General features: G+C 38.8%; 20 protein-coding genes. 9 read left to right on the forward strand and 11 right to left on the reverse strand.

The window, feature by feature from the left end:
• The first annotated feature begins 390 nt into the window (after positions 1 to 390).
• The 5 genes from ACTDJC_RS06145 to ACTDJC_RS06165 all read left to right on the forward strand — a co-directional run bounded on the left by ACTDJC_RS06145 (position 391) and on the right by ACTDJC_RS06165 (position 5,299).
• Positions 391 to 1,578: an efflux RND transporter periplasmic adaptor subunit gene (locus ACTDJC_RS06145; protein WP_440602891.1), complete on the forward strand. Its 1,188-nt coding sequence runs from the start codon at positions 391 to 393 to the stop codon at positions 1,576 to 1,578.
• On the forward strand, positions 1,575 to 2,255 hold the full coding sequence (locus ACTDJC_RS06150) for an ABC transporter ATP-binding protein (RefSeq protein WP_253630918.1): 681 nt from the start codon (positions 1,575 to 1,577) through the stop codon (positions 2,253 to 2,255). The genes ACTDJC_RS06145 and ACTDJC_RS06150 overlap by 4 nt, the downstream gene beginning before the upstream one ends.
• A complete protein-coding gene (locus ACTDJC_RS06155) occupies positions 2,252 to 3,451 on the forward strand; it encodes an ABC transporter permease (protein WP_440602892.1) in 1,200 nt (399 codons plus the stop codon). Before ACTDJC_RS06150 ends, ACTDJC_RS06155 begins: the two co-directional genes overlap by 4 nt.
• A gap of 271 nt (positions 3,452 to 3,722) precedes the next feature.
• Positions 3,723 to 4,397, forward strand: a complete 675-nt coding sequence (locus tag ACTDJC_RS06160; protein ID WP_440602893.1) for a Yip1 family protein — start codon at positions 3,723 to 3,725, stop codon at positions 4,395 to 4,397.
• 425 nt (positions 4,398 to 4,822) lie between these two features.
• On the forward strand, positions 4,823 to 5,299 hold the full coding sequence (locus tag ACTDJC_RS06165; protein ID WP_440602894.1) for a sigma-70 family RNA polymerase sigma factor: 477 nt from the start codon (positions 4,823 to 4,825) through the stop codon (positions 5,297 to 5,299).
• A 97-nt stretch (positions 5,300 to 5,396) separates the two neighbouring features.
• Here ACTDJC_RS06165 and ACTDJC_RS06170 read toward each other — a convergent pair whose 3' ends face one another.
• On the reverse strand, positions 5,397 to 5,879 hold the full coding sequence (locus ACTDJC_RS06170) for a competence protein ComK (protein ID WP_253630914.1): 483 nt from the start codon (positions 5,877 to 5,879) through the stop codon (positions 5,397 to 5,399).
• A gap of 192 nt (positions 5,880 to 6,071) precedes the next feature.
• On the opposite strand from ACTDJC_RS06170, the gene ACTDJC_RS06175 reads away from it, so the two are divergent.
• Positions 6,072 to 6,461: a DUF4359 domain-containing protein gene (locus ACTDJC_RS06175; RefSeq protein WP_440602895.1), complete on the forward strand. Its 390-nt coding sequence runs from the start codon at positions 6,072 to 6,074 to the stop codon at positions 6,459 to 6,461.
• A gap of 29 nt (positions 6,462 to 6,490) precedes the next feature.
• Here ACTDJC_RS06175 and ACTDJC_RS06180 read toward each other — a convergent pair whose 3' ends face one another.
• Both ACTDJC_RS06180 and ACTDJC_RS06185 read right to left on the reverse strand, forming a co-directional pair.
• Positions 6,491 to 6,706: a DUF2922 domain-containing protein gene (locus ACTDJC_RS06180; protein WP_098310954.1), complete on the reverse strand. Its 216-nt coding sequence runs from the start codon at positions 6,704 to 6,706 to the stop codon at positions 6,491 to 6,493.
• Between the two features lie 19 nt (positions 6,707 to 6,725).
• Complete coding sequence (locus ACTDJC_RS06185) at positions 6,726 to 6,950, reverse strand: DUF1659 domain-containing protein (RefSeq protein ID WP_098310955.1); 225 nt, start codon at positions 6,948 to 6,950, stop codon at positions 6,726 to 6,728.
• A 111-nt stretch (positions 6,951 to 7,061) separates the two neighbouring features.
• Here ACTDJC_RS06185 and ACTDJC_RS06190 point away from each other — a divergent pair, with 111 nt between their 5' ends.
• A complete protein-coding gene (locus ACTDJC_RS06190; protein WP_253630911.1) occupies positions 7,062 to 7,547 on the forward strand; it encodes a VanZ family protein in 486 nt (161 codons plus the stop codon).
• A gap of 376 nt (positions 7,548 to 7,923) precedes the next feature.
• Positions 7,924 to 9,312, forward strand: coding sequence for a GABA permease (gene gabP / locus ACTDJC_RS06195; protein WP_440602896.1), 1,389 nt, complete (start codon positions 7,924 to 7,926; stop codon positions 9,310 to 9,312).
• A gap of 346 nt (positions 9,313 to 9,658) precedes the next feature.
• Here gabP and ACTDJC_RS06200 read toward each other — a convergent pair whose 3' ends face one another.
• The 4 genes from ACTDJC_RS06200 to ACTDJC_RS06215 form a co-directional block, all read right to left on the reverse strand.
• Positions 9,659 to 12,424, reverse strand: a complete 2,766-nt coding sequence (locus ACTDJC_RS06200) for a DEAD/DEAH box helicase (RefSeq protein WP_440602897.1) — start codon at positions 12,422 to 12,424, stop codon at positions 9,659 to 9,661.
• Positions 12,408 to 14,027, reverse strand: a complete 1,620-nt coding sequence (locus tag ACTDJC_RS06205) for an SWIM zinc finger family protein (protein WP_440602898.1) — start codon at positions 14,025 to 14,027, stop codon at positions 12,408 to 12,410. Before ACTDJC_RS06205 ends, ACTDJC_RS06200 begins: the two co-directional genes overlap by 17 nt.
• A gap of 218 nt (positions 14,028 to 14,245) precedes the next feature.
• Positions 14,246 to 14,560 carry a DUF3910 family protein gene (locus ACTDJC_RS06210; RefSeq protein WP_440602899.1) on the reverse strand — a complete coding sequence of 105 codons (315 nt, stop codon included), beginning with the start codon at positions 14,558 to 14,560 and terminating at the stop codon, positions 14,246 to 14,248.
• A gap of 234 nt (positions 14,561 to 14,794) precedes the next feature.
• Entirely contained in the window at positions 14,795 to 15,658 is an 864-nt protein-coding gene (locus tag ACTDJC_RS06215) for an SH3 domain-containing protein (RefSeq protein WP_440602900.1), read from the reverse strand.
• A 632-nt stretch (positions 15,659 to 16,290) separates the two neighbouring features.
• On the opposite strand from ACTDJC_RS06215, the gene ACTDJC_RS06220 reads away from it, so the two are divergent.
• The gene (locus tag ACTDJC_RS06220; protein WP_098310962.1) at positions 16,291 to 16,425 is read left to right on the forward strand and encodes a hypothetical protein; all 135 of its coding nucleotides are present in this window, start codon (positions 16,291 to 16,293) and stop codon (positions 16,423 to 16,425) included.
• 337 nt (positions 16,426 to 16,762) lie between these two features.
• Here the strand turns inward: ACTDJC_RS06220 and ACTDJC_RS06225 are convergent, their stop codons facing one another.
• The 4 genes from ACTDJC_RS06225 to ACTDJC_RS06240 all read right to left on the reverse strand — a co-directional run bounded on the left by ACTDJC_RS06225 (position 16,763) and on the right by ACTDJC_RS06240 (position 22,203).
• Positions 16,763 to 18,064, reverse strand: a complete 1,302-nt coding sequence (locus ACTDJC_RS06225) for a glycosyltransferase family 2 protein (RefSeq protein WP_440602901.1) — start codon at positions 18,062 to 18,064, stop codon at positions 16,763 to 16,765.
• Entirely contained in the window at positions 18,061 to 18,816 is a 756-nt protein-coding gene (locus ACTDJC_RS06230; RefSeq protein ID WP_440602902.1) for a GGDEF domain-containing protein, read from the reverse strand. The genes ACTDJC_RS06225 and ACTDJC_RS06230 overlap by 4 nt, the downstream gene beginning before the upstream one ends.
• Positions 18,817 to 19,032: 216 nt before the next feature.
• Complete coding sequence (locus tag ACTDJC_RS06235) at positions 19,033 to 20,241, reverse strand: NupC/NupG family nucleoside CNT transporter (protein ID WP_440602903.1); 1,209 nt, start codon at positions 20,239 to 20,241, stop codon at positions 19,033 to 19,035.
• A gap of 429 nt (positions 20,242 to 20,670) precedes the next feature.
• Complete coding sequence (locus ACTDJC_RS06240; RefSeq protein ID WP_440602904.1) at positions 20,671 to 22,203, reverse strand: C40 family peptidase; 1,533 nt, start codon at positions 22,201 to 22,203, stop codon at positions 20,671 to 20,673.
• Positions 22,204 to 22,245 lie beyond the last annotated feature (42 nt).

The following is a 22,245-nucleotide window of genomic DNA, read 5'->3' on the forward strand; positions in this document are numbered from 1 at the left end:
TTTAACCGCATCTAAGACAATTCCCTCCATTTTTCGAAATATATATTTCGAAAACATCCAATTTGTATACAGATTTATCCACTTTTTGTATCTAGCATTAACCTATCCCTAAATAAGAAGTAGGTATTCATTTGATCGTTGCTTCTTAATCAAACGTTTGTTTAAGAAAACCAGAAAGGAAGTGTAGGGAAGACTGATGGAAGTTTCGCTTTATATATGATTGTGATAGAATTAAAAAATTCAAAATATTACATTATTTTTTACGATCAATAATAGAAATGTCAAACTATGTAATATAAATGCGAGAAATATCAGATGTCTGTTGAGATTTTTTGGAAAAATTTATATAATTTTATTATATAAATAATTCTAAATAGAAGGAGATAAAAAATGTTACCAGAAACCGTTCATACCCCGAATAAAAAGAAAAAGTGGATTGTGGTAGGAATTATTGCTCTTATTGTCATCGTTGCTGCTATTAATATTTTTATCATGAAAAATAAGGGGCTACACAAAAAAGTAAACGTGAATTTTGTAGAAGTAACAGAACGTCAGCTGAATAATACAAAGTTAGTTTCTGGTCAAGTGAAACCAGGGAATATTGAAAGCTTCTATGCAGATATGACAAAAGGAAAAGTGAAAGATATTGCTGTAAAAGAAGGGCAAGAAGTGAAAAAAGGGGACAAGCTGTTCTCGTATGATAATGAAGAAATTAATTTGCAAATGCAGCAAGCAGAAATTGATCAAGAAATGGCGTCTATGCGCTATGATCAAGGACAGAAAAAGATAGATTCATTGGAACAAGATATTAAAAAAGCGAAAGATAGCGGAGCAGGGAAAGCGGCGCTTGAATCATTAGAATTACAATTAAGTGAACTCGAAATGGCGCAAAAAACAGCAGAACTTGAAAAAGAAAAAGGAAATCTCCACATGGAAGAGCTGAAGAAAAAACAAGGTGAACTTACGGTTTACAGTAATTTTGCCGGTGTCGTACAAAAGCTTGATAAAGATGCAACGCAAGGTTCCACGCAAGCAATGGGTGGCCAAGGAAAGCCATTTTTACAAATCGCCTCTAAAGATCCGTTCCAAGTTCAAGGAACATTAACGGAGTTACAAAAATCACAAATTCAAAAAGATCAAACTGTTACAGTGACAGCAAAAGCAGCACCGAAGAAAAAGTGGACTGGAAAAATTACAGAAGTAAGTGAATATCCAACAAGTGCCGACGTTAATACACAAGCTATGACAGGCGCAGAAGCAGGACAAAATATGTCTTATTATACATATAAAGCAACGCTCGACTCACAAGATGGATTATCACCGGGATATCATGTATCACTGCAGGTGAATTTAGAGAATAGGAAAATGGTTGCAGTTCCTCGTAAAAGTATCGTAGAGGAAAAAGATGATGCATTTGTGTATGTAGAAGATAAAGGAAAGCTTCGCAAGCAAATGGTGAAGAAAGGTTCAAGTGACGGAGATTGGGTGGAAGTGCTTGAAGGCGTAACAGTAGGACAAAAGGTGGTTGAAAATCCTTCCGATAAAGTGTTTGACGGAATGGAAGTGAAGAAAAAATGATTACCTTAAACAATATTGATAAAACGTATTATCAAGGGAGCCTAGCTGTGCCCATTTTACATGATATTAGTTTGAAGATTGATAGCGGTGAGTTCGTTTCTATTATGGGACCGTCTGGATCGGGGAAATCGACGCTTATGAATATTATCGGTTGTCTCGATCGTCCAACAGAAGGCGAATATATGTTGAATGACGTGAATATTTTAACAGCAGACGAGTCAAAATTGGCACTCATTCGAAATGAATATATCGGCTTTGTGTTTCAGCATTTTAATTTATTGCCTCGTCTTTCGGCGGTGGAAAATGTGGAGCTGCCGCTTATTTATGGCGGTATAAAGAAAGCAGAGCGCCGTCAAAGAGCATTAGAGGCGTTAGAAAAAGTTGGATTAGCAGATCGCGTGCATCACTTGCCAAATGAATTATCAGGCGGGCAAAAGCAGCGCGTGGCGATTGCGCGTGCAATTGCGAACAACCCAACATTTATTATGGCTGATGAACCAACAGGTGCGCTCGACACGAAATCCGGTGAGCAAGTTATGAATATTTTCACTCAGCTTAATAAAGAAGGTACAACAATTGTCATGGTTACACATGAAGAGGAAGTTGCTGCGTATTCGTCTCGCCGCATTGTGCTCAGAGATGGAAGAATTACAGAAGATAGAAGGTGGGCCGTATGAGTTTACTAGATAGTATGAAAATTGCACTTTCTTCTATTCTAGCTCATAAATTACGCTCGGCATTGACGATGCTAGGGATTATTATCGGTGTTGGTTCTATTATTACTGTCGTTGCCATCGGACAAGGCGGGGAAGCGATGCTGAAGTCGCAATTTGCCGGTGCAGGTAATAATGTCATTCCAATTCAATTTCAGGCGGATATCAATGATCCATTTGCGGTGGGAATGGGAGAACGTCCTGAATTAACAGACGAAGATATTTTGGAACTGAAACAAGTGCCAGAAATTTCTCATGTTGTGACGACAAATTCGAGTATGGAGCCGCTCGATATTAATGATAAAAAGGATATGACAAATATTATCGGGCTGGACAGTGAATATTTTGCGGTCAATAAAATCAAATTGATTGAAGGCCGCTCTTTAAATGAAGGTGACGTTGAGCATGGTAATAACGTTGCGATGATTAGTACGAAAGCAAAGGATATGTTTTATTCGAAAGAAAATCCTGTTGGAAAAATTATTGAGTTAAAGGGCCAGCCACTGCAAATTATCGGGGTGTATAAATCTGATAATGAATTTATGGGCATGGGGATGTCGGAAATGTTAATTCCGATTTCACTTTGGCCAACGTTATATGGAAAAAGTGAAATTCAAAATATTGCGGTGCAAGCGAAAAATGTGGATCAACTACAAGAGGCAGGGAAAAAAGCAGTTGGCGTTTTAAACGACCGCAAACCAAATGATATTCCAGGTAAATATGAAATCATTGATCTTGAGAAAATGAAAGAAAGCATCTCGAAAGTAACAAGTATTATGACGATGATTATCGGCGGTATTGCTGGTATTTCTTTAGTCGTTGGCGGCATTGGCGTTATGAATATTATGCTCGTATCTGTTACAGAGCGTACGCGTGAAATTGGTGTTCGTAAAGCGCTCGGGGCAACGCGCGGAAAAATCTTGCTTCAATTCTTAATTGAAGCAGTGATGTTAACGCTTCTTGGCGGTCTTATCGGAATCGGCCTTGGTTATGGAGGCGCTTATATTGTTTCTGCCTTTGCGAAATGGCCACCGCTCGTTTCGTGGCAAGTTGTACTTGGAGGCGTTTTATTCTCAATGACACTCGGTATTATTTTCGGATTAATTCCGGCAAACAAAGCAGCGAAGCTCGATCCAATCGAAGCGCTACGCTATGAATAACAGAAGGTTTTTGTATATTTCTTTATAAAGTGAAACTTCCATCAGTGAAGGGGGCTTTATCCCTCACTGATGGTTAGTTGAACTAATCGGGCTTTTACGGGCAGTTATCCCCCACCCATCTTCTTTGCTTTTCTCTGAATCTTGAGGTGGGGGTCTTACTGCCCGTTAATGCGGGATAACACCCAGTTCTTGTGGGTGGTTAATCTCTATTTGAAAAAGTAGGGATTAACCACCCGTTAGAACGGGTATCAAATAAAAGGAGGTTTTACATATGGAATCGAACGTAAACACGCAGAAGGTAAGTGGAGAGAAGCCCTCATTATTTGGGATGATTACCTCGCCTAGTTTGCAGTTTGAGAGAATGAGAAGTAATGCACCGGTGTGGGGCGCGTTTTTCTTAATGGCTGTATTAGGTGGCCTTATCGGGGCTATAGCTACATATTTATATTCTATAGACCCTGCAGTTGTCGCAAAAAATAAAGAGCTTGGTTTTGAACTGCCTATAGCAATCACATTAGGCACTGGATTTGTAATGGCATTAATTAGCGTTATGGTTACATTCTTTATTGGTGCAGCTCTGTATAAAGTACTTATGATGTTTATGAGCAATGATACGTCTTATAAGAAGTTATTAGCAATTACTGTTTATTCTAGTATTATTACAGTTATTGGTGGCATTATTAATATGGGATTAGCATGGATTCTTGGCGGAAATGGTCAAGAAATGTATACAGGATTAGGACCGGTATTTGCTTCTACTGGCGGCGTTGTACATGGCATTGCAAAATCATTTGAAGTTTTCGCGATTTGGGGATTGGTGGTAACAGGATTAGGATTGCACATTACAGCAGGCTTAAGCAAGAAACAAGCAACGATCCTTGTTGTTATTTTCTTTATTTTATCAATGGCATTTGGAGCAGTTGGTGGTTTATTCCCAAAAGCATAATATAAGATCATATTTATAGAAACGGCTCATATAGAGCCGTTTTTTTGTCGTATGTTGGCGAAGTATCTTTATCCCGCATTAACGGGCAGTAAAGGCTGGAGAAGGGCGGGGAAGAAAACTGCCCGTAAAAGCCTGATTGGTAAGAGCTTTCCATCAGTGAGAAAAGCGTCACTGATGGAAGTTTCACTTTATATCGTGTCGAAGCGCCGATATATGGAGAGTTTCCGCCGATATATTGGCGCTGAAGATAAAATTGCTATGAAATTTCAAATTTACCTGTGCAGAATTTCAAATGCTGTATAGGTAAATTTGAAATTCTGCTAGTCTATCATGAAATGCAGTGCGGTGAAAGCTGTACTGTTTTTTTATAAGGTAAGGGTACCGCGGAATAACAAAGAGGCATGCCTTTTAGAAATGGACTAAACATGAAGCCAGTTACCTTTGCAGAAACAGTAGCACTGTATGAGGGGATGATTAGAAATCAAATGAGGAAGCTTTGTATTTACCGTGATTATGAAGAGTATTATCAATGCGGACTCATTGCGCTTTGGCGAGCTTATGACAAATACGATGAAGAGAAGGGAAGTTTTCCGGCGTATGCGCTTGTAACGGTGCGCGGTTATTTGCTAGCGCAGTTAAAGAAGGAGCGCCGTTTGCAAGACCGGGAAACTTGCACGGAGCAAAATATATTAGAAAATATAGGCGGTAAAGAGAAGCAGACGGAAGTGTTTGAATATATGAGTATGCTAGGGGTGAAAGAAAGGCTTATTTTGTTAGAGCATTTCTACGGGGGAAAGAAAATGCATGAGATTGCAACTGAGCTAGGCATGACTTATCATCAAGTGCGCTGGCTATATCGGCAAGCACTGAAAGAAATGCGGGTGTACGCAGCAAAAAAATGAACGAAAGTGAAACTTCCATCAGTGGGGATTTTACTGCACACGAATAGCGGGATAAAAAGGAGGCAACATATGAGGTTGTCTCCTTTTGCTATATGTATTAACTTTTGTCATGGTATCGATCTAGAAGATTGAGCTTCGCTAAAATATGGCCAGCTCTTATCCACTGATGTTCCATTTGGTAGAAACTGATCGGGAAAATTTGTGCCTTACCGTTACGGAAATGTATTTTTGTGTGCCGGGAATCATGACGTTCAACTTTTTCTATATAAGCGTAAAATATCCAGGAGCAGGGCCAAGATGAAGGTGACTTTGTAGGGATGGCGCAAATGTAGTGCTGATGATCGATAGGGATTGGAATGTTTTGTTTAAAATGACAGCATTTTTGAATGGCTAATCGTTTTCCTTCATAGGTAGAGTAGTTTCTCAGAAGACAACTTTCCTGAATGAGCTGTAATGGTGTTTTTGCTGAGAAGAAGGTTCCTCGTGTGTCCAAAATTTTTGTCTGGTAAAATGAATGAGCGTACGGTTCCAGTGACATTGTATGAGCTGAAATTTCATACCGATCAGCTAATTCAGTCAATGTAAAAACCTCCTTATATATTGTTATTATGAATTATATTTTCAATTATAAAACTATAATATAAAAATAATTTAAAATATTTGTAAATTTATGTTAAATATTGGATTTGTAAGATATTTCTATCATTCAGGTTGTCTAATTTGCAATGAAATTCCATATAAATGAAAATAGAATAGATAGGCGGTGAAAAATATGAAATGGAAATATGTGCTCCTCGCTTTGTCTCTAGTGCTTCTCGTATATTTAGCTAATAGTAATCCGAGCAAAGGAGAATATACGGACTGGGCAGCGAAGCAGTTGATGACGCGCAATGATATTCATAAGAAATTAACGGAAGTAGAGAAAGAAGACCAAGAAGGACTTTTTGGTGAGTTAGCTACAATGGGGAAGAAACTAGCGAAGAAATATGTAGAGCCACAAGTGGGCGTACTGATTGATCACTATACGAAGCGTAATGATTATATTTTCTTTTCGACATATACAACAGAGTTTACGATAGGGAAAGAAAACTATAAATATGTTTCAGTTGGTATTTCAAATATCTTTATACCAATTGACATGCCAAAAAAGAAAGAGGAGTAGCCCAAGCGGTAACTCCTCTTTCTTTTTAACTATGCGTTGATGTTTACTTCAGAAATAGTCTTTTCGACGATCCTTGCTCCTTTTTTACGCGCAGATTGCCCAAGTGCGAGAAAAATATCAGAGGATACAATTGTATCCATGACACTAGTTACGATTTGTTCGTTTACAGGTGTAATCGGATTCTCGATAGAAAAAGTTGTCGTTTTACCGTCTTCTTTTAAGAAAACGAGTTCTAGTACTTCCATCTGTTATAACCTCCTTTTGTTATTGATTAGATACGTCAGTTGTGCTTACAAGTTGAACTGCATCAAGCTTATGCTGCTGTAAAGATGCAATTGCAGTTGCGACTTCGTGCACTTTGTTTAAGTCTGCATTTGTTTTTACATTTTTAAATTGTTTGTTTTTCATGATGGCTTTACCGTTTTTGTCTGTACCGCCGTTTAGGACAAGACGTAAGCTCATATCAGATACAATCGTTTGAATTGCCATGTTTTTCACCTCCTTTTCGTCATATATATAGGAGGTAAGGTCATACTTTTGGCGTGAATTTTTTTCTTTTTTTTGGTACGCTTGAAAGAAATAGGACAAGGAGTTTCAAATATGAATCGTAAGTGGTTATTCTGGATTCCCGTTTTATTATGGATAGGAGTCATTTTTTATTCTTCTTCTCAGCCGTATACGAAGCAAGATATGCGTTCGGATATCACAAAACATGTGAATGATGAGTGGGTGAAAGAACATTTCTCATGGGTATCCATTGATTACGGAGGCGGTACACCTGTTAGCATTGCCAACAAAGGGGTAGGCGGTTTTATCGAATTTTTTGTTCGTAAAGGTGCTCATTTTACTGTGTTTGGTATTCTTGGTGCACTGTTGTATATCGCGTTATTTCAATATGGATTTAGGAGAAAGGAAGCTTTCCAGTTGGCGCTGCTACTCGTCGCTGCCTATGCGGGAATAGATGAAATTCATCAATCCTTTACGGGTGACCGTACACCGATGTGGCAGGATTCTGTATTAGATACGTGCGGTGGTTTCACGGGGATTTTAATAAGCAGTTTCTATTGGAAAAGAAAAAGGAGCTAAATCCTTCCCCTTTAGGTAGACAGTAAAAAAGAGTCCATCTGGTATGATGGGCTCTTTTCTATTGTTTATCTAGGGGGATTTTTTATTTTCAATTACTGACCCGTTGGACTTTTTATAGGGGATAGCACGCTAATATTTTGGCCAGCTGACGATAGTAATCTGTCAAAATAGGATTAAGGTCCGGTACCCAAAAGAATATAAGTCACAATTGACTTGATTAATGCTAATATGACTTAATTTTACACTTCGAAAATACGAAAAATGTCAAAACGATAATGATAGGATGCAGTAGTTGTAAGGTATTCTAAATTTACTGAAAATTGGCATAAAAATTGCATCAAGTAGGTTGAATAAGTATTTGGGGGCGATAAAAGTAATGGAGCAACAGCAGAACAAACTACAGAAGCAGCTAAAATCAAGGCATGTAACAATGATTTCTCTTGGCGGAATTATCGGGGCAGGTTTATTTGTAGGTAGTGGGGCGGTTATACACGAAACAGGCCCTGGTGCTATTCTCTCTTATGCAATAGCAGGTTTGCTCATCGTTTTACTCATGCGTATGCTTGGGGAGATGGCAGTCGTGAATCCAGACAGCGGTTCTTTTTCCACCTACGCACGACAAGCGATTGGACCATGGGCAGGTTATACCATTGGATGGTTATATTGGTTTTTCTGGGTAATTGTTATTGCTATCGAGGCAACAGCAGGAGGAGCGATTGTTCATGGGTGGATTCCTTCTATGCCGATTTGGTTAGTGAGTTTAATTTTAACCCTTTTGCTAACGCTTACAAACATTTACTCCGTTAAATCGTTTGGTGAATTTGAATATTGGTTTTCGATGATTAAAATTGTGGCAATAATTGCATTCATATGTATAGGGATAGCAATTATCTTTGGTTTTATCCCAGGAGTTGAATCACCAGGGCTGTCTAATCTTACAGAACACGGAGGATTTATGCCGAAGGGATTTGGTTCCGTTTTTGTTGGTATTATTACTGTTATTTTCTCATTTTTTGGTGCGGAGATCGCAGCAATTGCAGCCGGAGAATCATCTAATCCGGAAAAATCAGTAGTTGTAGCAATCAATAGTGTTGTTTGGCGTATTCTACTCTTTTTTATTGGTTCAGTGAGTGTACTGGTTATTCTTCTCCCTTGGAATTCCGCTGAGTCGCTTGAAAGTCCGTATGTAACAATGCTTAATATGATTGGTATTCCAGCTGCTGCTCAAATTATGAATGTCGTCGTTCTAGTCGCAGTTCTTTCTTGTTTAAATTCAGCTCTATATACGAACTCTCGTATGCTGTTTTCTCTTGCTCAAAATGGGAATGCGCCACGTGCACTTTTAAAGGTAAGTAAGAATGGTGTACCCGTAAGAGCTGTTTTAGCAAGTACATTTTTTGCCTACATCTGTTCTATTTTTAATTTTGTGTCTCCAGATAAATTATTTCTCTTTTTAGTGAATGCGTCTGGAGCTATTGCGTTACTTGTTTATCTTGCTATTGCTGTTTCGCATTTACGTATGCGAAGAAAGTTGGAAAAAGAAAATCCAGAAGCAATGAAGCTAAAAATGTGGCTATTTCCTTACTTAACATACGTAACGATTATTGCTATGGTCGTTATTCTGATTGCCATGGCATTCATTGATTCTATGCGTTCACAGTTTTTCTTAACCATGATGATTACTATTCTGGTTATTATTTCTTATTTTGTATCTAAACGTAAAACTGCTCATAGTTCTATAGATGAAGAGAAAAATGTTATCTAACGTTCAAAATCAAGGGTTGAATGAAATAGGGAGCATGCCAAGTAAGTTATAAAATAATTTAAATCTTGTGCTTTCTATATTAGAACAATTAAAGGGAATGAAACGACCATCGCAAACCTGTTTACGTTCTGAACAAGGGTTCCAATGGATATCTAAAAGTTATGTGAAACAACTAGAACAATTAGATATAAAAAGGAGTCATTCTAGGCGAGGAAACTGTTTTGACAACGTATGTATTACGCTATATTGCATTGTATAATCAGGAGCGATTCTAAGAAAAATTTCACGGCCTCTCCCAGGTAGAATGTTGGGAGAGGCCGTGGCATGTGTACTTTTTTATTATTGTCTAATTGACGGATACACCTAGTAATTCTTTCAGCTCGTTTGTTGATAGCTCTGTGATCCAATTTTCACTTGTAATAATCGCATTATTGAGCGATTGTTTCCGCTCTAGCATTTCATCAATTTTTTCCTCAAGTGTTCCTGTTGTAATGAGTTTATGCACATGAACAAACCGCTTTTGACCGATTCGATAAGCACGGTCTGTTGCTTGGTTTTCAACGGCAGGGTTCCACCAGCGGTCGTAATGAATAACATGGTTGGCTGCGGTTAAGTTCAGGCCTGTTCCTCCTGCTTTTAGAGAGAGAAGAAAAATACCGTGTTGTCCGCTTTGGAACTGCTCAATCATTTTATCGCGTTCTTTCTTCGGCACACTGCCGTTTAAGAAGATGACGCGCTCTCCAAAATGCCCTTCTAACAATGTTTGTAGCATATTCCCCATTCGAATATATTGCGTGAAAATTAAACAGCTTTCTTGCTGGTCGCGTATGTTTTCCACGAGTTCTAATAATGTTTCTGTTTTCATAGAACGCTCAATTAAGTTTGCTGGTGTGTCTTCTTTTAAATAGAGAGCAGGATGATTACAAATTTGTTTTAGTTTATTTAACATGAGCAAAATAAATCCGCGGCGCTCAATCCCCGTTAATCCTTCTACATTCTTCAATGTATCTTGAACGAGTTGTTCATAGAGCGATGCTTGCTCTGCCGTTAACGAGCAGTACGCTTTTTGCTCTTGTTTATCTGGTAAGTTCAAGGCAACTGTCTTATCTTGCTTCGTACGGCGCAGTAAGAATGGTGCGATTAAACGTTGCACTTGCTGAATCTTTGTCTCATCGCGATCTTTTTCAATTGGTGTCACGAAGCGGCGCTGGAACTGTGGCAAACTGCCAAGATAGCCGTGATTCAGAAAATCAAAAATAGACCATAGTTCTGATAGACGATTTTCCATCGGTGTTCCTGTTAAAGCGATCTTATGATTCGCTCGTAAATTCCGAACCGCACGCGATTGCTTTGTATGCGGGTTTTTTATATTTTGTGCTTCGTCGAGAATAATCGCATCCCACAGCTGTGTGTTTAGCTCTTCTTCATCAAGCTGTGCTAGCGCATAGGATGTAAGAATCACATCGGCATCTTGCAGGAAGACAGGCAAGTCTTCTCCCTTTGCCCGGTTGCCGCCGTAATGGAGCTTTACTTGTAAGCTCGGTGCAAAACGCTCAAATTCTTTTTGCCAGTTACCAAGGACTGATGTAGGCGCTACAATAAGCGCCGGGCCTGTTTTTAGGTTGTGTTGTTTTGTGTATAGTAAGTAAGTAATGGTTTGAATGCTTTTGCCGAGTCCCATATCATCGGCTAGCAACGCGCCAAATCCTAGCTCTCGTAAGTAGAGGAGCCACTCGACACCTTGCTGCTGGTATGGTCTTAATGTTGCTTGTAAGGAAGCCGGCACCTTGGCAGGTGGAATTTCTCCAATGTGCAGCAATCTTTCAAACAGTTTATCGTAATAATCATCGAATTCAAATTCCATATCTGCAAAAGGATTTTCTTCTTCGACTACTTCAGTTTCTGCACTTCGTAGTAACCGCTGCTGCACGACGTCTTTCATTTCAAGGCCGTACTTGTCTGCTTTCTTCATCAGCTTCTTCACTTCTTCGATAAATGCTGGATCAAGTCTCATCCATTGTCCATTTATGTGAATAAGACGTCTGTTTTGTTCAATGAGCGCAAGAAACTCGGCCTCTGATAAATCGATGCCGTTTGTAGAAATGCGCCAGTCAAAATCTACGAGCGTATTCATTCCAAAGAATGCCTGCCCTGTTTTCGCATTATGTTTCACTTGGACGCGCAGCTTTGGTTTATTTGCTTTTAAGTTTTGCCACCATGATGGCAGTAAAATATCAACACCGGCCGCTAGCAATTCATTGCTGGCTTCTGTTAAAAAGCGCCATGCTTCCGTTTCGTATAATTCGCTCCGAAATACATCCTCTTCCATTAACCAAGGTACGAGTTTGCCGAAACCTTCTTGCGTTTCGATAATACGTTCTTCATGGTTTATCCACCTTTTTGACAGCGAATCGGTGCCTGTATATACGGATATTCGCTGATTGCCGCGTTTTGGTGTTAGTATGGTTTCAAGCTTCCATGCTTCAAAATCATTCTCTGGTTCTTGTAATCGAAGCCCAATTGCAAATGGTAGATCATCCTCGATATAGCCAATTTTACGTAGCCAATCGTTTTCATGAATGGCTGTCTCAAGTTGCCGTTTCGTGAAGTCATAATGCTCATATAAGCGCTTCGCATCCTCCCATGCATCGTCAGAGCGAGTATGATGCCGAAGTGTTTCATTAATCGCTTCTGAAAACAGCTTTTGCATCGTTTCATCCATTTCCTCTTCATGAGCGGTTTTCCAGGATGGATACTGGCCCCAGTGTTTGATGTCTGGAAGAAAGTTTCCTGTTGTGTAAGCCTCCCAAGCCTGCTGAGCGGCTGGCTTGAGTTCAGTAATGTTTGCGCTTGTTTGCAGCTTTGTAAATGAATTCACCGGCTTTTTGGCGATATATTCAAATGCTTGAGTAGCGCTCAAAATGATACCGCTTCGCTGTTCATATGTTCCTTCTTGCAAAAATGTTCCGTAGAAAGAAGTGGAGTGCCATGTGAACGCATGTTGTTTCCAACTGCTTAGAGGCAAACTGCTTCCTGTTTCATCCTCTGCCCAAAGAAACCAGTTTTCTTTCATTCGTTCGAGCCGAATGGTAATGTCAATTTGTGTTGTCATGGATCAACTTTCCTTTCCGCAGTTCTTCTTGCAATGCCCGCAGCCGTGAGTGAGAGGAGGCAATCATTATAATGAAGTAATCCCATTCGTCTGTCCGTTTGAGCCTTTTGTAAAGTGTTCTCAATTTTTTTAAGTAGCGAATAGCTCTGCGATATGATTTTCGATTCTTTTCTTCAATGGCTTGCATTGCGGCATAATGATAGAGCGGAAGAGCAGCTTCTGGCGCTTCTTTTTCAATTTCTTTTAACGGTTCTTTTAACAATTCAATTGCTTCAAATCCATATAGTAAATGAAGCTCTGTCCATGTGTGATATTGCTTTTTAGCGAGCACATATTGCTCGTAGCTTACAAAACTATATGGCAATAATTCTTGAAGAACCATTTCATAGCCAGCTTGTTCGTTCGTATGCGTGGCATATGTTTCATACATCATCATAAATAAACGGACAACATCTTTCACAAAGTATGAATCGTGCTCGGCAGTTATCGTTTCTTTCACTCGTTTGTAAGTGAATGATAGCCATTGTTCTGCTCGCTCCCACTGCATGGAACTTAATAAATCTTCCAACCAGTCAAAGTAAAGTCCAACAACTTGTGGTGGCTGTGCTCTTAGTACATCCATTGCTTCTGCATCCTTTTTCTGTAGAAAGAGAAGGTGAGCGGATGCAAGTGCTTTTGATAAGGGATGAACCTTTGTTGCAATCCGCAGTTCCTCTTCTTGTATCCAAGCTTGCTCTGTGAAAAGCTCTCCCCATATGTGGCGATAAATAAAAAATCGCTCTTGTGTATAGGAAGAGGACGAGAAGAAGATTGTATGTAGCACTTCGGCAGTGTGCTGCAAAAATGGCGTAAGTACATCTGGAAGCGGCTCAGCTTTAAAATCCCTTACAATGCTTTCTATTTTATCAACAAAGAGCCGTACAATATTGATTGGTTTATGATAGGAATAGAGTTCATCTTCTTCAAATATTTGTATTTCCTCAAGCAGCTTTTGAAAAGAAAAGAGAGCTGCACTCAGTCTAAACAGTTCGTGAACAGCAACAATGCGCGGTGCTTTTCGTTCAATTTTCATATAAAAATCCATGAAAATGTTCATCAGAAAATACATTTGTTTGTATGATAGGCGCTTGTGTTCTTTTGCGAATGTATCGTATTCAGATTCAAAATAGGCAAGCCAGCTTTTGTAATCTGTATCTTTAAAAGATGTTGTTTGCAACATTTGCCGTGCTGTGCGAATAGGCGGGAGAGTAGGTTTACTTTTATTTTTAAATAAAGTTAGAATGTCTCCCACTTTCCCAAAGCTTGCGGCTGCATAGAGCAATACAGCGAGCATGTGTTTACATTGCGTCGGTGAAAAGCAGTCGCAATAACTTTCCGACACGTTTCGAATAGGGATGTTTACACTAAAAATATTTCCATCGTTTTCAACTGTCCCCGATAATGTGTATCCATCAAAATCAACGTTATACACGAGGCCGCTACGGTAGAGCTGAAGTGCATCTGAAACTTGTTCTTTGTCAGATGCTTGCTGTGGATCCAGTCCTTTCAAAAATTCATTGGCGATTTCCATAATCTCATCTTTCGTAATTGAATGTTGCAGCATAACGTTCCTCCGCGCAAAAAATTTCCTTCTTCTACATTATAAACACAATGAGTATAAAAATAGAAAAAAACAAGTTTAATCTCAAAAAATTTGAAAATTATGGTAAAATATCACATTCGTTATGGTGGTGGATCTGTGAAATTTAAAGACTTTAGTAATGAGCATATTATTACAGTCGCACCAGAAACAAAGAATTCATGCAAAAAAGACTATCTCTTTTAAAAAGAGGTAGTCTTTTGTTGTAATACGCTTTGTACGTAAGGATCTTGCAAAATCATTTCGATTAAAGGAATGGTTTTATTTTTGAAGTGGTGGCCGGTATCAATCGGAAATGGTTTTTGTCCACCAGGTTTGACGCCATATTGTATAATTTTATACTGCACGTCCTCATCTTGTTGTAATACGATTAGTCTATAACGGTTATCGTCATGCTCTAATGAAAAATCAATTGCAGTCGCATCGTATGTGACATCGTCTTTATATATATACGGAGTAGGTGTGCCAATCCAGTCAACTTTTGCGTTTATATTCATATAGATGCCTCCTTTTCTTCTATCCCGCACTAACGGGCAGTAATATCCCACCTCAAGAGTAAGAGAAAGCAAAGAAGATAGATGGGGGATAACTGCCCGTAAGAGCCCGATTGGTTCAACTAACCTTCTGGGAAAAAAACGCTCCCAGAAGGAAGTTTCACTTTATTATAAGCAAAATAAAAGCCAGCTCTCAACTGATGAGAGCTGGCTTTGTTTTTTTTATAGCAATAGCATTTAGTCTAAAATTTTCACTTTTACATGTTTGCGTCCCCATTGGTTTGCAGCGGCATCAGAGCCGACTAGGACGTCGATACGGTTTCCTTTAATTGCACCGCCAGTATCACCAGCAATTGCTTCTCCGTATCCTTCTACCCAGATCTTTGATCCAAGTGGAATCACTTTCGGGTCAACAGCAACCATTTTCATGTTTGGATTTGCTGTTAGGTCATGCCCCATTGCAGTTAATACATGACCGCCATGTGTGCCGCCATTTTCGCTTGGGTCAGCTGTGTAAGCAGTTGCTTCAACTGTTAGTTCACGGCCGCCAGCTGGTGCAGCTTTTGTTGGTGCAGCCTTTGTTTGTGTAGCAGTCTGCGTTGCTTGAGCTTGAGCTGGTTGTGCTTTTGCAGGAGCAGGTGCTTGTTCTTGTGCTGTCACAACAGGTGCAGTACCTGTTAAATAAGGAACATTTACATAAGCTGTCTTTCCGTTATATTCAAATTGTAACCAACCGTTTTGAACTTGATGTGTCGTTTGAATGACATCATCTTTCTTTAATGTACCCAGAATTTCTGAGTTTGTGTTTGCATCAGCACGTACATTTAATACGTTTGCTGTTACATAATAGATGTTTTTCGTAAACTCGGAGCTTACGAATCCTTCTTTACCATTTAGGTTCACTTTTAGCCAACCGTTTTCTGTATTTTTAACATCTAATTTATAACCATCTAATACTTTACCTACAACTTTTGATTCAATAGTTGGGTTTTCTCGTACGTTTAGAACGTCTGCGTTAACAACTGTTTCTGCTTGTGCAGAAGAAGTGAAAATCCCAAGACCAAAAACTGCTGCTGTTGCTATACCAAGTAACTTTTTCATGAATAGCCTCCTATGCTTTTGTTTTCGTGTCCTCATTATAGCAACAGGTTTTCAGCGAAAATGGGAAATCACACAATTACAAACCATTCGTAACACTTCATTAATACTTTGTAATATAAAAAAATACATAAACAAACCGCTTTTTTATTGAGTTTTACGGGACTTCATTACATGTTGCAGGATTTAGGAGAGGTGAGTAAATATTTTAAGGGGGTTAATCGTGTTTCAGTAGTATTACAATAGTGTTATGAAAGGATTACTTCCGTTGAGTATTTTATTAATTTATTTCCAAAATAGTTATTTAATTATAAGTAGTTTGTGTTATTTTTCACAAATTATAGCCCTATTTTACGAAAAATCATCATACAATTGTTACAAAAAGAAGGGGTTGTCATAGAACAAATTTGTTCTTTTTCATCTCTGTAACATATCACAATGAATGAAATACGTATTATTTATTCCAGCAAGAGGGGAAAAAGAAACCGTCTAGTTAGGATGTTTTTTATTTTGTGTAATATTGACAAAAAAATGTCGAAAATGTGTTGTCACATCTTCCTAAATGTGCTATATTATTTCCTGTAAGCGATTTCAATTTAAGTTTTACGGCAACTAAGGGGAGGACATCCAGAGTAATGAAACGTTACGAACGAAAGTGGAAGCATATTTGTTTAAAGCGTGCTACGCACCGAGCAGTACATGAAAACGAAGAGCGAAAGATAGAAAAACCTACAAAAGAACCAGAAAAGCAATTGGTCTCGCAAAAGTAGGATCCACTTTTGTCGTATATATAAGAAAGTGTTACGTTCGTTGGGGGATGGGCGTAAAGTAACTTTCAACTAAGGGGTATTAGTTCAATATATAAGTTTACGGTTAAAATAAGCGCAGAGCATACGGCAGCTCTGCGCTTATTTTTTTCTATATATATAGTAGAAACTCGTTTGAATCGTATCGCAAGGCATGCCCCTGCGATTCTGGGCACGCTAAGTAAGACCCTCACCTCAAGATTTAGAGAAAAGTGAAGAAGATAGGTGGGGGACAACTGCTGGCATGAGTCCGATTGGTTCTACTAACCATCAGTGGGGGACCACTGATGGAAGTTTCACTTTATTTATCCTTTTTAAATCGTACTGTTTTGTCCCAGCCGATGACCTGTTTTTTGCTTTTTGCACGTAAATATAGGATGAGACTTCGGATAAACAAGTATGTGAAGAGCTGGGCATATGTGAAATACATAATGACACTTATAAATATGTTTATCGGTGTGAATGTTTTTTCGACGCTTTGTGCACTGAATAGTTGAGATGTATATGTCACGTATGCAACATACCACATAAACATAAGTGGAATTGGGTATTGAATATGAAAGATACCGAGTAAGCCGATGATGAACCAAACGTTTGAAATGATGAGAAACAGCCAAAAGACAACATAGACCGATACTTGCTGTAAGGAGTGAACAAGAAGTTTTCCTTTGAAGAAATCAAAGGAAGAGAGCATGTTCTCTAAAATATATAAATTTCCTTGTAACCATCGTGTGCGCTGTTTAATCAATACTTTCAAATGTTCTGGCTCTTGTTCCCGTGTAATAGACTCAGGTACAATCGGTAAGAGATAACCTTTATGAGTAATTCGAAGTGTGAGTTCGGCATCTTCTGCAATTGCATAAGGGTCATAGCCGCCGAGCTCTTCTAAAACAGAGCGGCGAAGAAGCATATTTGTCCCCGTTAAAGAACCTGTTTGGAATAAGAGCCAGCGCCCAGATTGCATAAGCAGTTGAAAAACTTGAAATTCAAGTGAAATCATGCGGGTAAGCCAGTTGTGTGTTTCGTTCACCGTTCGTACATGACCGACTGCTCCAACGGCATCTTCTACTGTTTCTGCATATTCCACAAGCATACGAAGCGCATGAGGCTCTGGCTGGTTATCTGCATCGTACACACAGAAGTATTTACCATCTGAAATGCTTAATCCATAGTTTAGAACGCGTGATTTTCCTTTCGGTTCTTCAGGCGGAACACGAATATGCCGAATATGTGTATAAGCTTGTTCAAAACTATCGACAATTTCTCCTGTTTCATCGTGCGAGTTATCATTTAATAAGTAAACCGTTAGTTGACCTGGATATTCAATGTTTGCCATCGCTTCTAACGTGTCTTTTATTACGATACCTTCGTTATAGGCAGGAATTAAAATATCAACGCTCGGATAATGAGAAAGCGTGCGATCTTTTCGTTTCCGATTGCGATGAATTAACCCGGCAATTGTTAAGAGAGAGTAATAAGCAAGCAAGCCGGAAAATAAAAATGCTGTAAAAATAAGAACATATTTGATCGAAAAGATGATGCTAATCCAAAAAACAAGTATACAAAATAACATAAATAAAATAAGAAGAATGAGCGCCATCATAGTGAAGGTGACTCCTGTTTTCCAATCTGTTCTTGTTTCAGTTGAATTTGTTTAATCGCATCGTCGGTTAGGCATGTTTTCATCTTTTCTTGTAATCGGTTCATGACAATCTCTGTTCCTGCTGCATTTGTGTTTTGCAAGAGAATGACGAGTTTTTCATCATTATATTTTCCCACTAGGTCAAAATTATTGCGTACTGTTTTTAATAGAAGAAAGGCAACGCGATTCATCACGCTGCCGCGCGTATATTTACTGAAAGATGAAAAGTCAAAGTAGATAATAATTCCTGTTTCATCGCGTCGCTTCATCGCAACTTCAAGTAATATGCCGCGATTTTCAAATTCTTGTTTTGTTAATAATTTTGTACCAGCTATATATTGTTCTAATTTTGTAAGCTGTTCTGTTAAACGTTTATTTTCGTGAACAACTTGTTTGAGTAAATAAGTTGAAATGTAAATAAGGAAGAAGTTAGAAGCTGCGAGAAAATGAAATATGATATAGCTGAGTTGTTCTGATGTGTTCCATAAGTATAACCATGCTTCATAAAATAAATAGAAAACAGAAAGAATGGTTCCGATAATAAAGAGTACAAAAGCTCGTTTATTGGGAATAAATAGGAATAACAAATGAACAGCCACATACATAATTGTAAAGATAAGAGCATATTTGTATTCGGTCATCTGTACTGTACTGAAATAAAAAAGAATTTGTACAATCCATACTAATAATACTTCATAGGATGCACTTTTCATGGTAAACGCCCCCTAATGTAAATATCACAGGTTATTTGTAATATGTGTAATTAGAAGGAAGATGAGTCAAGCGATTTAATCACACCGGATGTTTGAAGTGTAGAGTGCGACTTTTCATCATGATTAAAAGCTTGTTATACGATGAGCGAGGGATAAAAGGGAATTGTATATAAAAAATCCCTCTTAAGTTAAAGACTTAAGAGGGATCTTTGTATATTAAAACATCATGCCCGCTACGGCAGCGTTTAAGAAGTTAGCTAATGTACCAGCAATTACTGCTTTAATTCCCAATTGTGCAATTTGTTGACGGCGTGAAGGAGCAAGTGTACCTGTCACACCTAATTGAATTGCAATAGATGAGAAGTTTGCGAAGCCGCAAATTGCAAATGCTAAAATAATGTTTGTTTTTTCGGAAAGGTCTCCCATATGCTGAGCTAAATTTCCATATGCAACGAATTCATTCACTGCAAGTTTCTGTCCGATGTAACCAGCTGCTTGAATTGCTTCATGCGGCGGAACCCCGATTAGTACAGCGAGTGGAGACAGGATGTAACCAAAAATTAGATCAAGGCTTAGTTTTATATCAAACCAAGAACCAATCCATCCTAGTAGACCATTTAATACAGCGATTAACGCAATAAATGCCATAAGCATGGCTGCAACGTTAATAACAAGCTGCATCCCTTCAGATGCACCGCGTGCTGCTGCATCAATAACGTTTGCATCTGTACGCTCTGTAGAAAGTTGCACATCGTTATTTACTTTTTCCGTTTCCGGCATGATTAATTTTGCAATCAGTAAGCTTGAAGGTGCAGCCATAATAGCAGCTGCAAGTAAATGCTCAAGCGGAATTCCCATTGCTGCATAACCAACAAGAACAGAACCGGCAACAGACGTCATACCGCTAACCATAATAGCGAAGAATTCACTATTTGTTACGCGATCTAAGTAAGGTTTAATTAAAATTGGTGCTTCCGATTGTCCTAAGAAAACAGTTGTAACAGCATTTAAGCTTTCTGTTTTTGAAGTGCCAAGAAGTTTGCTTAACCCGCCGCCAATAATTGAAATAAACCATTGCATGATACCAAAATAATATAATATAGCTACGAGTGCACTAATAAATACAATTGGAAGTAATGCTTGAATAATAAAGACGAAGCCCCAAGGACCTTTAGTGTTTGCTAGATCGCCCACAACGAATTTAATTCCTTCGTATGAGAAATTAATAAGACTTTGTACACCACCAGCAGCATGTTTTAAAACAGCTTTTCCAGCGTCCCATCTTAATACGATGAAGGAGAAAGTGATCTGAATAGCTAGCGCAATTAAAATTGTACGCCAATTAATAGCTTTGCGGTTGGAAGACAATAAAACTGCAATTGCCAAAATTCCAAGCACGCCGCCAATTCCCCATAAAACATTCATGCTTGTAAAATCTCCTCTCTAAATTGACGAAACATTGCGAATAGTAGAATTGCTACGTTTCTCTGAAAATATTATCTTATGTAACTTATCACACCAGACATCAGAGGTCAAACGTCTACGGAAAAGTCAGAATAGGAAAACAATAAGAGGGATAACTGCCCATAAAAGCTCGATTGGTTCAACTAACCTTCCGGGAAAAAAACGTTCCCAGAAGGAAGTTTCACTTTATCCCGCCCAAACAGTCGGTAAGAAGTTAGGTAAGGAAGAGAGACAAACAAACCGTCTGTAAGGACCCGATTGGTTCAACTAACCTTCCGGGAAAAAAACGTTCCCAGAAGGAAGTTTCACTTTATGTCATTTTTCCGATTTGTATTTATATATATAATGAAAAGAGCCTTCTAGTAATCTAGAAGGCTCTAAAACTATCAATTAATAAGGCTTAGAATATCCTAAGAAATGACTGTTCCAATATGAGTTGTTTAATGAAGCTACTTTAACACCATTGTCACCGGCTTGAATAAACGTACCGCCGCCAAGGTAAATACCCATATGAGATGGACCAGATTTATATGTGTTTTGGAAGTAGATTAAGTCGCCTGGCTGTGGGTTAGATGTATGTTGGAAGCTGCTCCAATATCCAGCTACACTTGTACGACTGATTGAATAACCAAACTTCTTATATACGTGATAAATGAAACCACTGCAGTCAACACCATTTGCAGAAGTGCCGCCCCATACGTATGGAACACCTTCCATTGATCTTGCGTATGAAAGTAGTGATGACATATCACCAGAGTTATTGCTTGTATTGTTGTTATTGTTATTATTGTTGTTGTTATTATTGTTTTCATTATTCGGTTTTTCAGCTGGTTTATTTTCTTGTCCGCCGCTTACAGGTGTTTTAGATAAGTAGCGAGTGCCTACATATCCAGTGCGGCCATTATAGTTAATTTTGCTCCAGCCGTATTCGTCTGCAAGTACTTGTACTTTTTGTCCTTGTGGTAAGGCTCCGATTACACCGTAGTTTGAGCCAGCACCGCTGCGTACATTTAGTGCGCTTGCATTAACGTAATATTCTCCGCTTCCTTGCGATGGAGTTTGATCGTTTGTTGCTGGCGGAGTAGGTGTAGAAGTGCCGTCTTTTACAAATTTCACAAATTCGCTGCTAACATAACCAATTTGTCCATTATGCTTCACTTTGAACCAGCCATTTTCAGCGCCAATAACGTTTAATTTTTGTCCGTTTAATACGCCGCCAATGATACTGTTGTATGTAGCTGGGCCTGTACGAACGCGTAAAGATGTTGCGTTTACAACGTAAGTACCGCCAGGTTGAACTGTAACATTGTTGTTATTATTTTGCTGTTGGTCATCCTGTGCAGCATCTGTATTAGAGCCGCCTTTTGTTACATAATCTTTGCTAATGTAAGCTGTTTGTCCGCTGTAGTTAATTTTGAACCAATCTTGTACTTCGCCAACGACTTGTACAACTTGTCCTTTATGTAGAGAACCTAACTGTGTATGTGATGTGCTAGGGCCTGTACGAACACGAAGGGAGGATACATTTACTGTATAGTTTCCACTTGCTGGTCGAACAGTTGTGTTATCGTTTGGTTTAGAATCGGTATTCGTATTGCCCGCATTTACAAACTCACCGCTAACATAGCCGATTTTTCCATGGTGATTAATTTTATACCAGCCATTTTCTTGTCCAATAACGTTTAGTGTTTGTCCTTCGTATACGCGAGACATGATGTGATTAGAAGTACCAGGACCTGTACGAACGCGTAATACGTCCGCGTTTACTGTGTACTTTGTTGTGTTTTGTGATGTTGCTTGAGCCGTTTGAGCTGTTTTTGCTGCAGGTTGTTGTACGGTTTCAGCTGCTTGAACCGTATCCATTGTCGGCGCTACAGCACCTGCAACAGATACCGCAGCAAGACCGGCAAGATATTTTTTCATAGTTTGTCGATTCCTTTCTGCCTGTATTTTAAGGTAATGAAA

The organism is Bacillus sp. GB_SG_008, from assembly GCF_052038115.1.
GTDB lineage: Bacteria > Bacillota > Bacilli > Bacillales > Bacillaceae_G > Bacillus_A > Bacillus_A rhizoplanae.